The organism is Clostridium sp. KLE 1755, from assembly GCF_000466465.2.
Lineage (GTDB): Bacteria > Bacillota > Clostridia > Lachnospirales > Lachnospiraceae > Eisenbergiella > Eisenbergiella porci.
Window position 1 is genome coordinate 139,364 of the sequence record NZ_KE992738.1, and the last position, 15,050, is coordinate 154,413.

The 15,050-nt window shown below is 42.6% G+C and carries 13 protein-coding genes and 1 riboswitch; of the genes, 12 read left to right on the top strand and 1 reads right to left on the bottom strand.

The window, feature by feature from the left end; all coding sequences use genetic code 11:
* Positions 1 to 168 precede the first annotated feature (168 nt).
* The 4 genes from HMPREF1548_RS19780 to HMPREF1548_RS19795 all read left to right on the top strand — a co-directional run bounded on the left by HMPREF1548_RS19780 (position 169) and on the right by HMPREF1548_RS19795 (position 4,428).
* A complete protein-coding gene (locus HMPREF1548_RS19780; RefSeq protein ID WP_021638275.1) occupies positions 169 to 723 on the top strand; it encodes an ECF-type riboflavin transporter substrate-binding protein in 555 nt (184 codons plus the stop codon).
* Positions 724 to 945: 222 nt separating this feature from the next.
* Positions 946 to 2,655 (top strand): ABC transporter ATP-binding protein, encoded by a 1,710-nt coding sequence (locus HMPREF1548_RS19785; protein ID WP_021638277.1) that lies wholly within the window; start codon positions 946 to 948, stop codon positions 2,653 to 2,655.
* The gene (locus HMPREF1548_RS19790; RefSeq protein ID WP_021638278.1) at positions 2,648 to 3,475 is read left to right on the top strand and encodes an energy-coupling factor transporter transmembrane component T family protein; all 828 of its coding nucleotides are present in this window, start codon (positions 2,648 to 2,650) and stop codon (positions 3,473 to 3,475) included. Before HMPREF1548_RS19785 ends, HMPREF1548_RS19790 begins: the two co-directional genes overlap by 8 nt.
* A gap of 71 nt (positions 3,476 to 3,546) precedes the next feature.
* A complete protein-coding gene (locus tag HMPREF1548_RS19795; protein WP_021638279.1) occupies positions 3,547 to 4,428 on the top strand; it encodes an aldose 1-epimerase family protein in 882 nt (293 codons plus the stop codon).
* Positions 4,429 to 4,665: 237 nt separating this feature from the next.
* Here HMPREF1548_RS19795 and HMPREF1548_RS19800 read toward each other — a convergent pair whose 3' ends face one another.
* On the bottom strand, positions 4,666 to 5,226 hold the full coding sequence (locus tag HMPREF1548_RS19800) for an energy-coupled thiamine transporter ThiT (protein ID WP_021638280.1): 561 nt from the start codon (positions 5,224 to 5,226) through the stop codon (positions 4,666 to 4,668).
* A gap of 150 nt (positions 5,227 to 5,376) precedes the next feature.
* Positions 5,377 to 5,480: riboswitch (TPP riboswitch) on the bottom strand.
* Positions 5,481 to 5,715: 235 nt separating this feature from the next.
* Here HMPREF1548_RS19800 and HMPREF1548_RS19810 point away from each other — a divergent pair.
* The 8 genes from HMPREF1548_RS19810 (at position 5,716) to HMPREF1548_RS19845 (ending at position 14,987) form a co-directional block, all read left to right on the top strand.
* Positions 5,716 to 6,843 carry a CdaR family transcriptional regulator gene (locus tag HMPREF1548_RS19810; RefSeq protein WP_021638281.1) on the top strand — a complete coding sequence of 376 codons (1,128 nt, stop codon included), beginning with the start codon at positions 5,716 to 5,718 and terminating at the stop codon, positions 6,841 to 6,843.
* A gap of 181 nt (positions 6,844 to 7,024) precedes the next feature.
* Positions 7,025 to 8,290: a glycerate kinase type-2 family protein gene (locus HMPREF1548_RS19815; RefSeq protein WP_320920271.1), complete on the top strand. Its 1,266-nt coding sequence runs from the start codon at positions 7,025 to 7,027 to the stop codon at positions 8,288 to 8,290.
* A 15-nt stretch (positions 8,291 to 8,305) separates the two neighbouring features.
* Positions 8,306 to 9,208, top strand: coding sequence for a sugar phosphate isomerase/epimerase family protein (locus HMPREF1548_RS19820; RefSeq protein WP_021638283.1), 903 nt, complete (start codon positions 8,306 to 8,308; stop codon positions 9,206 to 9,208).
* A gap of 35 nt (positions 9,209 to 9,243) precedes the next feature.
* Positions 9,244 to 10,197 carry a D-2-hydroxyacid dehydrogenase gene (locus tag HMPREF1548_RS19825; RefSeq protein WP_035323007.1) on the top strand — a complete coding sequence of 318 codons (954 nt, stop codon included), beginning with the start codon at positions 9,244 to 9,246 and terminating at the stop codon, positions 10,195 to 10,197.
* A gap of 23 nt (positions 10,198 to 10,220) precedes the next feature.
* Positions 10,221 to 11,489 carry a nickel-dependent lactate racemase gene (larA, locus tag HMPREF1548_RS19830; RefSeq protein ID WP_035323089.1) on the top strand — a complete coding sequence of 423 codons (1,269 nt, stop codon included), beginning with the start codon at positions 10,221 to 10,223 and terminating at the stop codon, positions 11,487 to 11,489.
* 147 nt (positions 11,490 to 11,636) lie between these two features.
* Positions 11,637 to 13,079, top strand: coding sequence for an ABC transporter substrate-binding protein (locus tag HMPREF1548_RS19835; RefSeq protein WP_021638286.1), 1,443 nt, complete (start codon positions 11,637 to 11,639; stop codon positions 13,077 to 13,079).
* 129 nt (positions 13,080 to 13,208) lie between these two features.
* Positions 13,209 to 14,135, top strand: a complete 927-nt coding sequence (locus HMPREF1548_RS19840; protein WP_035323008.1) for a carbohydrate ABC transporter permease — start codon at positions 13,209 to 13,211, stop codon at positions 14,133 to 14,135.
* Between the two features lie 15 nt (positions 14,136 to 14,150).
* Positions 14,151 to 14,987: a carbohydrate ABC transporter permease gene (locus HMPREF1548_RS19845; protein WP_021638288.1), complete on the top strand. Its 837-nt coding sequence runs from the start codon at positions 14,151 to 14,153 to the stop codon at positions 14,985 to 14,987.
* Positions 14,988 to 15,050: the final 63 nt, after the last annotated feature.

Genomic DNA, 15,050 nt, shown 5'->3' on the forward strand with positions numbered 1-15,050 from the left:
AACCATTGCAAAAGAGGTGGAAATCCGATATAGTTAGGAGGTAAGCGGAAGCGGGTAAAATACTTCCGCAGGTTACAGAAGAACGGCATCTTTGCACCGCCATTCATGCAAAAAAGAATACGGTCATACAGATGCCGAAAACACTTTACTCTATGAGGAGGAGATAAAATGAAACTCAAATTTGGTGTAAAAGAAGTTGTTGCTACTGGTATCGGAACCGCTCTTTTTATCGTGCTTACCAACGCACAGATTCCCTTCGGCATCATTCCCAACACCGCCCTGCAGTCCAGAGTCGCTGTCCTGACCTTTTTCTCGGCAGTGTTCGGACCCATCGTAGGCGGCGCAATCGGCTTAATCGGCCATGCATTAGGTGATGCTATTTTCTACGGAAGCATTTACTGGAGCTGGGTATTCCCGGATGCCCTGTTTGGTATTCTCATGGGTGTATTCGCTGCCAAGTTCGCCATCAAAGACGGCGGCTTCGACGGCAAAGCCATCGCCCTGTTCAATGTAGTCCAGGTCATTGCCAATGCGCTCGCCTGGATCCTGCTTGCGCCCGTCCTTGACATCCTGATCTATGCGGAACCTGCCAAAAAAGTATTTACCCAGGGCATTCTTGCATTCATCGGAAACATTATCGTGGCAGCTGTGCTCGGAACCCTGCTCGCCTTTGCCTATTCCAAGATCGGAGCAAAGTCCTCCAGCCTGTCCAAGGAAGACTAATACTTAGTAACAGTTCATGACGATGGCCGTCCTGAACCGTTACCATATTTGATAAAATACCGGATGATGCGGATACTGACATATATAATATGCTTTTATCTGCATCATCCAGCGTTCTCAGAAGGCCTCAGAGCGCTGATTTGACCCTCGCGGCAGCCGCCAAATATCCATGCAGGCATGGCTGTCTGGCCTGTTGCCCGCGGAAATAAAGAGAGGTAAAGGATGAAACCGATTATTGAATTCAAGGATTATACATTTAAGTACCGTTCACAGGTAGACCCCACCCTGTATAATATAAACCTTGCGGTTTATCCCGGGGAAAAGGTTCTGATTGTGGGACCGTCCGGCTCTGGAAAATCAACTCTGGCGCACTGTATCAACGGACTGGTTCCTTTTTCGTTTCCCGGGGAAAGCACGGGAGAACTGCAGGTAGGGGGAGAAGACCCTTCCAGGGCGGGGATTTTCGGAATGTCCAAGCTGGTGGGCACCGTACTGCAGGATACGGACGGACAGTTTATCGGTCTGACGGTGGCGGAGGATATCGCTTTTGCCCTGGAAAATGACTGCGTGCCCCAGGATGAAATTTTTTCAAAGGTTGATGAAGTAGCAGAAATCGTAGATGTGAAGAATCTTCTGAAACATGCGCCGACGGAGCTGTCCGGCGGTCAGAAGCAGAGGGTGTCCATGGCCGGTGTAATGATAGACGATGTGGACGTTCTGTTATTTGATGAACCTTTGGCCAACCTGGACCCGGCTACCGGGAAAAAGGCTATTGATCTGATAGACAAAATCAGCAGGACCACGGGAAAAACCGTACTCATCATCGAACACCGCCTGGAGGATGCCCTGTACCGGGATGTGGATCGGATTGTTGTGGTGGGAGAAGGGCGCATTGTCGCCGATATGACGCCGGATGAACTTCTCTGTACGGATATCCTGCAGAAGGAGGGCATCAGGGAACCTCTTTATATCACAGCCCTGAAACATGCGGGCTGCCAGATAACCGCGGATACCCGTCCCCAGCATATAGAAACCATGGATCTTGCGCCCTACCGGGAAAAAGTGCAGGCATGGTACAAGAAAGCTCAGCTTCCCCCGCCCCGCCCCGGCAAGCAGTCGGCGCTGGAGGTGCTGGATCTGGATTTTTCCTATATTACGGGGAACCCGGTCCTCAGGAATATTGATTTTAAAATTGAAAAAGGCGAGATGCTCAGCATAGTCGGCAAAAACGGGGCCGGAAAGAGCACCCTGTCCAACCTGATTTGCGGCTTTATCAATCCCGACCGGGGAAACATCCTTTTGAACGGGGCCGATATTGCTGACAAATCCATTAAAGAGCGTGGAGAAGTCATCGGACTTGTGATGCAGAACCCCAACCAGATGATCAGCAAACCCATGATATTTGACGAGGTTGCGCTGGGCCTTGCGGTGAGAGGCGTGCCGGAGGCCGAGATTAAGGAGAGAGTCCACGAAACGCTGAAAATCTGCGGCCTGTACCCATTCCGTAACTGGCCCATCTCGGCCCTGAGCTTCGGACAGAAGAAAAGAGTGACCATCGCGTCCATCCTTGTGATGAACCCTGAGGTCCTGATTCTGGATGAACCCACGGCGGGACAGGACTTCCGGCATTACACGGAAATTATGGAATTCCTCAAGGAACTGAATGACCGTCTGGGAATTACGATTATCATGATCACCCATGATATGCACCTGATGCTGGAATACACGGACCGCGCCATTGTCATAGCGGACGGTGAAATGATAGCGGATGATATTCCCGCCAGGGTCCTCACCAGCGAGGCCATTGCGGACAAGGCTTATCTGAAGAAAACCTCTTTATACGATTTGGCGGTAAAATGCGGTATTTCCGACCCGTCGGGCTTCGTGGAAAGATTCATATTTTTTGAAAGGGAGGAGCGGGCCAATGGCTAGAGTGCTTACCTATGCGCCGAAGGATACCTGGATTCACCGGCTGAGCGGCGTGACAAAAATGATTTTCTTCCTTCTGTGGTCAATTGCCGGCATGCTGACCTATGACACAAGGGTTCTGGCCGTTATGCTGGCCTTCAGCCTTGTCATTTTCAAAGTGTCCAAAACCGAGTGGAAGCAGGTGGGAACGGTTTTCAAGTTCATCCTGTTTTTCCTGTTTCTGAACCTGCTTACCATTTTCCTGTTTTCCCCCTTCCAGGGGACTGAAATTTACGGGACCAAAACGGTGCTTTTCCACATTGCAGGCCATTACAGCATGACTACGGAGCAGCTTTTTTATGAGTTTAATATCATGCTCAAATACTTTACGGTCGTGCCTGTGGTTCTGATGTTTATGGTGACCACCAATCCCAGCGAGCTTGCGGCCAGCATGAACCGCCTTGGGATCAGCTACAATATCGGCTATTCCATTGCCATCGCGCTGCGCTATGTGCCTGACGTACAGGCGGATTTTTCCAAAATCAAGCATGCCCAGGAAGCTAGGGGAATCGAAATGTCCAGTAAGACATCCTTTTTTAAACGGCTGAAGAGAATGGCAAACATCATTTTCCCGTTGATTTTTTCCAGCATGGACAGAATTGACGTAGTGAGCAATGCAATGGAGCTGCGCGGATTTGGAAAGAACAAAAAGAGAACCTGGTATATGGGGAAAAAACTGCAGCGCAATGATTATCTTACGCTTGTTTTTGTTATCTGCTTTGTAATTGCAGCTATGGTTTTCACATTTTATGATGGGAGCAGATTTTACAATCCGTTTCAGTGATGGACGGATAACTGTGCATCGGCAGCGGCGGATGCCGGCGAAAAGAATAAAAACCAGGAAGGGGAAGGATTATGAATTATACGATTGCAAACGACAGACTTACAGTACAGATAAGCAGCAGGGGCGGGGAGCTCCAGTCGATTATCAGAGACGGGAGGGAGTACCTGTGGCAGGCGGATCCGGCATTCTGGGACGAGAAAGCGCCTAATCTTTTTCCATATATCGCCCGTATGACAGAAGGAAAGTATACGCTGGATGGCGTGACCTATCATATGCCAATCCATGGTTTTATCCATGTGACGGAGCTGGCGATGGAGGAACAGAGCGGGGAGCGCATTGTTTTCCGGCTGGATGCCAATGAAGAGACAAGAGCCTGTTATCCTTATGAGTTTACATACCGCGTGATTTATGAGTTGGACGGGGATATGCTCAACATCACCTACCAGGTAGAGAACCATGACGGAAAAACCATGTATTTCGGTATCGGCGGGCACCCCGGATTCCTGGTACCCATGGAGGATGGACTGGATTTTGAAGATTACTATCTGGAATTCGGCGGACAGAAGGAATACGATACCCCTGTTAAAATCGGAATTTCACCCACCTGCTTTGTAGACGGCAAGGATACGCCTTATCCCCTTACCGATGGGAATAAAATTCCTCTGAAGCACAGTCTTTTTGATGATGACGCGATTGTACTGACCCATATGCCCAAAACGGTTTCCATTAAATCCGATAAGGGAGAGCGGCGCGTGACGGTGAGCTACCCGGATATGGATTATGTGGGCTTCTGGCATGCCACACGTTCGGAGGCTCCTTATGTCTGCATTGAACCCTGGTCCTCCCTGCCTTCCAGGCAGGATATTGTGGAAGACCTTTCCACACAGCCGGGATTGAAGAGCGTGCAGAGCGGTGGGGTGTACAGGAATAGTTGGAGTGTTGAGATTCTATAGATGGATTTTGATGGATGGAGCAGTGGCTGTGCTTGTTTTGCAATAGAACGAAATATATAAGGTGTGAAGTGTGACGGTCCTGTTGGGTTTTGGCAGGGCCGTTTTTTTGTGGTATAAGTATCATGGATAAAGAAAAGCAGCAGGCGGATTTTGCCTGCTGTTTTTCTTTAGTACAGCTGTTCAGTATTCTTGAAGATGCTTTTTACAATACAAAACAAGACTATATAACGATATAGTTTAGTTGCTGCTGGTAGCCATAACCTTCAGCCTGCCCATCACCTTCTCAACCGGCGGCAGTGCAATCAGAATCACCGTAAGGATTGCTTCCGGAAGGATATAGCTCAGGTTATACAAGGTAGAGGCCCAGATTGCAGCCATGTTTCCTCCAAAATCCCCCACGTATGTAGTGTAGAAAATAAATCCGGAAATTTCATGGAACAGGAAACGTCCTGCCACGCCTACAAGATAACCCTTCAGAAGCCCATGCTTGGATTTGCTGAAGAAGCCGGAAAGGCCGAGCGCGCCGAAGGCAAGCGGGAAGTCCAGGAGCACCTGGGCGGGATGAACCACGTAAGGCCCGGTAATAAACTGCAGTACGCCGTAAGCCAGCGCAGCGATAATGCCTACCTTGGGGCCGTACCAATAGCCTACCAGGCATACGATTAACATGGAAAACAAAGTGATGGAACCGCCGTTGGGAAGGCTGGGCAGCTTGATAACGGTGGCGATGACGGTTGCCAGTGCAATGGCAACGCCAGAATAAACGACCTGCTTTACAGTGATAGAACTTTTACTCATAAAAAAACCTCCTTGGTATTAGTACGCAAAGAGGGGAAACAATGAAAGTAGGCGGCGATAATGACCATTACAGTTATATCGCGGACAATTACAATCATATGACGTTCCTTTGTAAAGGCAAATGTAGAAGGTATAAGCAGTTTTTTATTTGCTTTTACAAAGGTGCTTCCTTACGCCGGTATTACCCGGGTCAAGTGGTAAGGGTCAGAAACCATCGGTTTCAGTCTCAGCAATCGGCTCCCCTAGCGTGCATCTGTATTAAATTCTTTTTTACTATAAACTGGCAGTGCAGAAAAGTCAAGAGTGTATCTGGAAAAGTACAGAAACTTAAAAATGGATGAAAGGACATATAATTACAGAAAAAATGGTTGGCATAATAAAATATAAGAAATAAAGTAACCTAATGTTAAAAATTATCACTAGCCAGAACGGAGTAAAGTAATTATACTATAGAAAAGTAGTAAATAATGAATGGCAGGGATATAAAAGATGATTGACAGGTTGTTTGCAGAACGATTAATTGATAAATTATCACAGTTTACCGAATATAATATCAATATTATGGACGAGGATGGGATTATCATAGCGAGCAGGTTGAAAGAAAGGGTTGGTACATTTCATGAGGTGGCATTTCAGCTTATGAAAGGGGACGAGGACAGCAGGGTCGTTACAAAAGAAGATTTGGACAAGGGTGTAAAATGCGGCGTTAATATGGTGGTTCATGTAAACAAAAGAAAAGAGGGAGTGGTTGGTCTCTCCGGAGATCCACGTGAGATTATGCCGGTTGCCAAGATTGTAAAAATGTCTGTTGAATTGATGCTGGAGTACGAGTCCTACAAGTTTGAAAGCCTGCGAAAATATAATTTAAAGGAACAGCTGGTACATCTTATCCTGTACAGTGATGATTTTGTTAGAGAGGATTTGACAAAATATATCATTGCATTGAATCTGGAAGAAGAGATGGTACGTGTTCCTATCTTGATAGAATGTAAGGATAGTGCGGTAAGTGGCGAAAAACTGAGGATGCTGTTGGAGGATAACAAATTCTTTTCAAGACAGGATTTTGTAGATATTACAAGAGAAGGTTTTCTGGTAATTTTTAAATCTATTGACTGCCCAATCGGATATATTATGCAGGATTATAAGTATATGATTGCAGAGTATTTGGCGTCATTCCTGCAATATATAAGAAATGCAGATATTAGGTCCAGCATATATATAGGGCCGCTGCAAAATGATATTATGTATTACCGACAGGCTTATCTGTATTGTCTGTGGATGCAGAAGAATATAAGAAAATCAGGAAGTTTTTATTTTTATGATTATATTGTAAAATATTTGGAGTCAATGGCATCAATGACTGAATTTCATACGATTTTTCTGATGCTGAGACAGAAACTGGGACAGAAGTTTATTGATAACTATTTGGAGACAATAGGCGCTTTGATTGAGAATGAGTATAATTTAAATAAAGCCAGTGACTGGCTGCATGTGCATAAGAATACATTGGTATACAGGCTGGATAAAATCAGGGAAATCCTGAATATGAATCCCCTTTCAAAAAATTCAGACAGAGAATTTATGGAATGTTTTTATTATTACTTATTAAGAAAATAGTGAAAGATGGAGTAAAGAACGAGTGATTTTCTTTACTCCATTTTTTTGTGTCGCTGACACAAAAAACAAATGAAATCTTTGGTGAAGGGGGACGAGAGAAAAGAAAATGACAAAGCTATAATTAAGACATACAAAAAAGCGGTGAGCAAATCTTTACCTTGCTTAAGTAGGGAAAGCAGAGGTGTTTAAACAGGGAATGGAAACAGCATATCGGGACGCTGAAATAATAATCCGGAAGGCAATTAAAGAGGTATTGCCTGATAAAGCGGTCCGTAGCGTATTAGGCAACAGAAAAAATATGGAGAATGTTTATGTTGTGGCGGTAGGAAAGGCAGCATGGAAAATGGCTCACACATGTCAGGAGATATTTGGGAGTCATATCCGAAAAGGAATTATACTGACGAAATATGGACATTCAAAACAGAATCTGGAGAACTTCGAAATTATTGAAGCAGGCCATCCGATACCGGACAATAATTCAATTTTGGGCACTCAGAAAATTATTGATATGGTAAAAGAATTAACAGAAAAAGATAATATTATTTTTCTTCTATCCGGCGGCGGCTCTTCCCTGTTTGAAAAACCAGTACAGGGAATTACCTTGGAGGATGTTCAGAACGTTACACAGCAGTGCCTAAGATGCGGGGCCAGTATTACTGAAATTAATACAATAAGAAAAAGGCTGTCGGATGTAAAAGGTGGAAAATTTGCAGCATATTGTGCGCCGGCAAAAATATGTGCCATCGTATTATCTGATATCCTTGGAGATAAACTGGATATGATTGCTTCAGGACCTGCTTATGCGGATACCTCTACCTGTGAAGATGCATTCAGTATTATTGAAAAATATGGACTAAAGCTAGACAGTCATATTTTGTCAGCTTTAAAAAAGGAAACACCAAGATGTGTGGATAATGTGGAGACATATTTGACAGGCAGTGTCAGTGAGTTCTGCAAAGCAGCGGCTAAATATGCGAAGGAACTGGGATATAAGCCATATATTTTATCCAACACTCTGGATTGTGAGGCAAGAGAAGCGGGAAAATTCATTGCGTCTATAGCACACACAGTAATAGAAAAGAAAGATTACAGCCTGAAACCGCCATGTGCAATTATTGTGGGAGGAGAAACTATTGTAAAAGTTTTAGGTAAGGGTAAAGGCGGCAGAAATCAGGAAATTGCATTGAGTGCAGCTGTGGGAATCCGTGGACTGGATAATGTGGTAATTTTTGCAATCAGTTCCGATGGAACAGACGGGCCGACAGATGCTGCCGGAGGAATTGTGGATGGCAGGACAGCAGAAAAACTGGAGGCATTGGGGATAAGCTGTGAAGAAGTATTAAAAAATAATGATTCTTATCATGCACTTGATAAAATCGGAGGCTTAATCAAGACTGGAGCTACAGGAACTAATGTCAATGACATAGCAGTTATTTTGTGTAAATAAAGCGAGGTATTATATATGAAAGATTCAATTCATAAGTATTTTCAGATTGGAACTATCCAGTGGATGAGCCATCCTCCGGCAGAATATGAGCTGTTGGATTCTATTAAAACAATTTGCTGTGATGATTACTTTGATGCACTGGAAGTAACCCAGATAAAGGATGCTTTTGTTCGTGAAAAGGCTAAAGAGATGCTGGAACAGGCTCACATGAAGGTTTGCTATGGTGCACAGCCAAGGCTTTTGGGACCGGGGCTCAATCCTAATGATATTAATGAGGAAGGCAGGGAAAAAGCAGAACGGACTCTCCTGGAAGCAGTGGATGAAGCAGAATATCTGGGAGCGAAGGGAATAGCATTTTTAGCTGGAAAATGGGAAAAAGAAACCAGAGAAAAAGCGTATTTACAGTTAATTAAAACAACTGAAAATGTTTGTGAATATGCAGCTTCAAAAGGTATGTCTGTGGAACTGGAAGTATTTGATTATGATATGGATAAGGAAGCCTTAATAGGACCGGCTCCATATGCTGCAAGGTTTGCTGCGGATATGAGGAGCAGATGCAGCAATTTTGGATTAATTGTTGATTTGTCCCATTTTCCTACCACCTATGAAACCTCAAAGTTTGTAATTCGGACATTAAGACCTTATATTACGCACTTCCATATAGGCAATGCGGTAATAAAAAAGGGTTATGAGGCATATGGGGATCAGCATCCACGGTTTGGATTCCCGGACAGTGCAAATGATACAGTTCAGCTGTTGGATTTTTTCAGGGTATTGAAGGAAGAAGGTTTTCTTGATGCAGCTAATCCATATGTCCTTTCTTTTGAAGTAAAGCCCTGGAAGGAAGAAGACGGAGATGTGGTACTTACCGGTACTAAAAGGGTAATTAATAGAGCCTGGGCTATTTTGGAAGATTAAATATTTTAGCTGCAAAAGCAATGGAGGGAATGAATATGAAAATAGTAATTTTGGATGGATATACAGAGAATCCCGGTGATTTAAGTTGGGAAGGGTTTGAAAAACTGGGAGAACTGACCGTATATGACAGGACAGCCAAAGAAGATGTCATTTCCCGTATAGGGGATGCAGAAGCTGTGATTGTCAATAAAACACCCTTAGATAGGAAAGTTTTTGAAGCTTGTCCGCAGATTAGATATGTTGGAGTACTTGCTACAGGATATAACGTTGTGGATATAAAAGCGGCAAGAGAAAGGGGAATACCAGTATGTAACATTCCAACTTATGGTACGACGGCAGTAGCTCAAATGACTTTTGCATTGCTGCTGGAAATTTGTCATCATGTTACAGAACATTCGGACGCTGTAAAAAGAGGGGAATGGACAGAGAATGAGGATTGGTGTTTCTGGAAATATCCTTTAATCGAACTTGCAGATAAGACAATGGGAATTATAGGATTTGGACGGATCGGACAGGCTGTGGGTAAGTTGGCAAAAGCTTTTGGTATGCAGGTAATAGCATATGATGCCCATCAGAATGATTCAGGCAAGGCAATTGGCAAGTATGTATCACTTGATGAATTACTGAAAGAATCAGATGTAATTTCACTCAATTGTCCGTTGTTCCCGGAAACAGAGGGGATTATTAATGAGAAAAATATAAGCAAAATGAAAGACGGTGTTATTCTCATTAATACCAGCAGAGGAGCTTTAATCAAAGAAGAAGATCTGGCAAAGGCATTGAGAACAAAGAAAGTCTATGCCGCAGCGTGCGATGTTGTGTCCAGTGAACCGATTAGTCCGGATAATCCTCTGCTGGGCTGTTATAACAGTATATTAACGCCTCATATAGCATGGGCACCCAAGGAAAGCAGGCAAAGACTGATGGATGTTGCTGTTGCTGATTTAAAAGCCTTTGTTGAAGGAAAATGGATTAATGTAGTAAATTAACTGTTCTGATGCTGGGAGTCAATATGAAAATAAGGATACCTTATGGAAAAGGTTTTTTGGAAACAACAATCAGTGATAAGCGTATAGCGGGAATCATAACGAGTAATTTGGATCGTTATGAGACAGAGGAATCGGAAAATGAAATCATAAAAAAGGCAATGCAACATCCATATGGATGTTGCAGACTGGAAAAATTAGCAAAAGGTAAGAATAAAATTGTTATAATTGCCAGCGACCATACAAGGCCGGTTCCCAGCCGTTTGATTATTCCACTTATGCTTGAGGAAATAAAGAGAGGAAATCCGGATGCCGAGATTACCATACTTATTGCTACCGGATGCCATAGAGAAACAACTCGTAATGAATTGACAGAAAAATTTGGCAAGGAAATTGTAAACAAGATACCTATTGTGATTCATGATTGTGATGCCAGGGAACAGGTCTATTTGGGGAAGCTGCCGTCCGGCGGAGAATTGTTTATTAATAAAATGGCTGCAGAGGCAGATTTGCTGATTGCGGAAGGTTTTATTGAACCTCATTTTTTTGCAGGGTATTCAGGAGGACGAAAGAGTGTTCTTCCTGGGATTGCATCACGAAAAACTGTATATGCAAACCATTGTGCAGAATTTATTGCTGATCCCAAGGCTCAATATGGCATACTTGAAGGAAATCCCATTCATGAAGATATGATTTTTGCGGCTCGAAAAGCAGGGCTTGCCTATATTGTAAATGTGGTAATCAATTCAAGACACAAGGTAATAGGTGCGTTTGCAGGAGATGCGGAAGATGCACATTTGAAAGGAGTACAATTTCTGGAAGGGTTATGTAAAACCGATAAGATAATATCCCCAATTGTGATTACATCAAATAATGGTTTTCCTATGGATCAGAATATATATCAATCGGTAAAAGGAATGGCAACTGCCGAAAACTGCTGTGAAAAGGGCGGCGTCATAATTATGGCAGCAGAATGCAGGGAAGGATGCGGAGCAGAAGGATTTTACAAAACCTTCAGTCAAGAAAAGGATGCTGGAATAATACTGGAAAAAATTTTATCTACCGGAAGAAATAAGACAGAAGCAGATCAATGGCAATCACAGATATTTGCAAGAATTGTTCATAAATTTACAGTAATTCTGGTAAGCGCAGCGGAACCGGAGCTTGTCAGGCAAATGCATTTGATTCCTGCCGATAATTTAGAACATGCTTTGTCAATAGCAGATACCATACTTGGCAGAGAAAAGAAAATCACGATTATTCCGGAAGGACTTACCAGTATCATCAGAGTCTGAGAGTTCCTGTTACTAATAAACAGGATAGAGCTTTTAAGGGTATCAAAACGTTTCAAGAAAACGATAAGATAATAATTTAGAGAAGAAGGGAGGGCAGAAAAAGTAACTGGGGTTTTTATTTATAATTAATTTGGGAGGATTACAAAAATGAACAGATGGAAGAAAAAAATAGCAATTTTGTTAACAGTAGCAATGACAGCAGGAGTGATGGCAGCTTGTGGAAGCAGCAATGAAACACCAGCACAGCCGGCAGCAGAAAGCACGCCGCAGGCAGCAGCAACAACGGGAGAAGAAAATCAGGAAAATAAAGGTTCAGATGGTTTATATGAGCTGGATTTTTACGCATGGTCCAATCCGGATAATATTAAGCCGCTGATAGAAAATTTCAATTCGGACTATGCCGGAAAATATAACCTGGTTTATCAGAAGCTTGCGGATGCCATGACTCTTACGATTAATACCGCTTTGGCTTCAGGAGAAAAAATTGATGTTATGACGCAGGCCAGCCATACCGATTTAAGACAGAGAGCGGATGATGGAGTTTACATGGGACTGAAACAGTTTTTTGATAAAGAAGGATGGGACTACGCAGAAAAACTGGGAACCGCAATTGAAGAAACACAGAATATCAACGGTGATTATTATTCAATTCCTTACTGCAATAATATTAATATGGTGTTCTTTAACAAGAATATGTTTGATGAAGCCGGACTTGAATATCCTCAGTCAGGATGGACCTGGGAAGATTTCAGGGAAACTGCCATTAAATTAACAAGCGGCAGCGGTGCGGATAAGGTATATGGAGCAATGATTGATACAGCAGGCAGCAGCGGCTCCGATAATTACTGGGATTTGATAGCAAGGCAGAAATTAGGTAACAACGCATATTACAACGATGATTTTACAGCTTCAACTTTCGGAAGTGACGAGATGAGGGAAAGTCTGCAGTTCTTTGTGGACATGACGTTTAAGGATCAGTGTATTGTCCCTGTGGAAGAGATTACTGCGTTACAGTATAATAGTGACCCTGTGGGTATGGCAGGACTTTATAATGGAAAATATGCGATGTGGATTGCGCCGGTTTATGGATGTCTTTACCTGAAATCAAGCTATGGTGAGATTCCGGAGGGGACGGATATCGGTATGGTGGATATGCCTACTCCGGACGGTGGACAAACAATCACCACCTGTTATTCTTCAACAGCAAGTATACCGGCTAACGTAGAAAATCCGGAAGCAGCCTGGGAACTTTTAAAGTATATCTGTATTGACAGACCTGACCTGTTTGCCGGTCCCAAAGCGATGCATCCGGCTGTTGAATTTGATAATGAAGAAGATGAACGTGCATTCAATGAAATTATTTTTAAAGAAAAGCCTGGCCTTGATTATGATATGGCAATGGACACAATGATGAAGGATCGTACTCTTGTAAGTAAGGACTGTACTATTAAACAGGGTTATGTGGCAATACAGGAGGGTATGGAAAATATTATGTCTCTTGTGTTCAGTGGTGAAATGGGAGTTGAAGAAGCTCTGAATGAACTTCAGAAGAGCGTGGATGCCGCAATTACAGCTGATTTAGCAAAATAATAACTGATTAATACATAATAATTATGACGATGGCGGGTTATTCCGCATGCTGGTATACTCCTTCTGAAATATTTGATGAACGGAGGAGTATACCGCTTAAAAAAGCCATCTGTCTGATAGGAAGTGATTATGATTTCTGGTTCAAGATTGAAAGGAAAAACAAAATCAGGAACAATGAAACTCCAGACAAAAGAAAATCTGGCAGGCTATTCGTTTCTGGCGCTAAACTTCATAGGATACATTGCATTCAAATTGATACCGCTGGTTCTGGCACTCGGATTAAGCGTAACAAAATGGAATTTTGCATCCGGTTTTAAAAATATGGAATTTGTAGGTCTTGATAATTATGCCAGATTGCTACACGATGATGTGTTTATCCGTTCCCTTATTAACACATTAATTTATGGTGTTGTGCTTGTGCCGGTTGCTATTTTTCTGGCATTGGTATTTGCGGTCATCCTGAATGAATACGTATTTGGCAAAGGGATTTTAAGGTTGGCTTTTTATCTGCCTAACGTATCTTCCATGGTAGCGGTGTCAGTGGTCTGGATGATTTTATTTCTTCCGTCTTACGGCCCGATTAATCAGGTGCTGATGACACTGGGAATTGATAATCCGCCGCGGTGGTTAAACGCTACGAGTACCTCTTTGCTGTCAATTATAATTGTAGGTATCTGGCAGCGTATCGGTTATAATATTATTGTAGTACTTGCCGGACTTCAGGGTATTTCCAAGTCCTTGTATGAGTCGGCGGAAATTGATGGTGCAAACGGTATTCAGAAATTTTTCTATATAACAATTCCTTCCCTGAGCAATACAATGTTCTTTCTGACGATGATATCTTTCATCAGTTCATTCCAGGTGTTTACCCCGGTGCAGGTAATGACAAAAGGCGGACCGGGCAATTCATCATCAGTACTGGTATATTATATTTATAAAAATGCATTCCAGTATAATGAAATAGGATATGCAACGGCTATGGCATGGGTATTGTTTTTCCTGGTATTTATTTTTACAATCGGCAGGATGATATTTACAAGAAAAAATGAAGGATAATAAGGGGGGATTAGATTGAGTTACAGTAAGAAAAAACTGATAGTTAAAATTATATTTACCATAATTATGGGTATCATATCGGTTGCGATGCTGCTGCCCTTTGCCTGGATGCTTTCGGCTTCCTTCAAACCTGATAATACCATTTTTGCCTTTCCTATTGACTGGATCCCGGATAATTTTACATGGAGTAACTATAACAGAGTATGGAATTCCGATGTGCCTTTTTCCACCTTTTTTGGTAATTCTGTAAAGGTAACATTATTATCAGTTGCAGGTGAGGTGTTTACAAGTTCTTTGGCAGCATATGCATTTGCCAAGATTAAATTCAAAGGAAGAGACGTAATTTTCCTAATTTATCTGTCCACACTTGCATTTCCGGCACAGATGATGCTGATACCGAGATTTACCCTGTTTCGGACGATTGGTCTTTACAATACACACTGGGCGTTGATTCTTCCCGGCATGTTTACTGCATTCGGAACATTTATGCTCAGACAGTTTTTCATGTCGATACCGGAAGAGTTGAGTGAATCTGCAAAGATTGACGGTGCGAATCATTTTACAATTTTTTCTAAAATTATATTACCGCTTGCAGTGCCTGCATTCAGTGCATTGATTATTTTTCAGTTTGTATCATCCTGGAATGAATATGAGTCAGCGTTGGTATATATCAGAAGTAAAGAACTCGCCACAATTCCTTTGGGATTGAATTTTTTCAAAGATGAAAATGCATCCAGTTATGGAGCAATTATGGCAGCATCTGTTTGTTCGTTGATTCCTATATTCGCCGTTTTCCTCGTATTTCAGAAACAATTTGTTGCAGGGATTGCCACATCTGGAATGAAAGAATAATGGATAAGACGAATATTCAGCTGGAATAGCATAGTTAAATGCCCATCAGAGGGAGGAGAAAAA

Bases quoted from the DNA above. Each gene is read 5' to 3' on its own strand.
- HMPREF1548_RS19825 (WP_035323007.1), top strand. From the start codon at position 9,244: ATGAAAATAGTAATTTTGGATGGATATACAGAGAATCCCGGTGATTTA.
- HMPREF1548_RS19810 (WP_021638281.1), top strand. From the start codon at position 5,716: ATGATTGACAGGTTGTTTGCAGAACGATTAATTGATAAATTATCACAG.
- HMPREF1548_RS19795 (WP_021638279.1), top strand. From the start codon at position 3,547: ATGAATTATACGATTGCAAACGACAGACTTACAGTACAGATAAGCAGC.
- HMPREF1548_RS19800 (WP_021638280.1), bottom strand. From the start codon at position 5,226: ATGAGTAAAAGTTCTATCACTGTAAAGCAGGTCGTTTATTCTGGCGTT.
- HMPREF1548_RS19785 (WP_021638277.1), top strand. From the start codon at position 946: ATGAAACCGATTATTGAATTCAAGGATTATACATTTAAGTACCGTTCA.
- HMPREF1548_RS19835 (WP_021638286.1), top strand. From the start codon at position 11,637: ATGAACAGATGGAAGAAAAAAATAGCAATTTTGTTAACAGTAGCAATG.
- HMPREF1548_RS19790 (WP_021638278.1), top strand. From the start codon at position 2,648: ATGGCTAGAGTGCTTACCTATGCGCCGAAGGATACCTGGATTCACCGG.
- HMPREF1548_RS19820 (WP_021638283.1), top strand. From the start codon at position 8,306: ATGAAAGATTCAATTCATAAGTATTTTCAGATTGGAACTATCCAGTGG.
- HMPREF1548_RS19840 (WP_035323008.1), top strand. From the start codon at position 13,209: ATGATTTCTGGTTCAAGATTGAAAGGAAAAACAAAATCAGGAACAATG.
- larA (WP_035323089.1), top strand. From the start codon at position 10,221: ATGAAAATAAGGATACCTTATGGAAAAGGTTTTTTGGAAACAACAATC.
- HMPREF1548_RS19780 (WP_021638275.1), top strand. From the start codon at position 169: ATGAAACTCAAATTTGGTGTAAAAGAAGTTGTTGCTACTGGTATCGGA.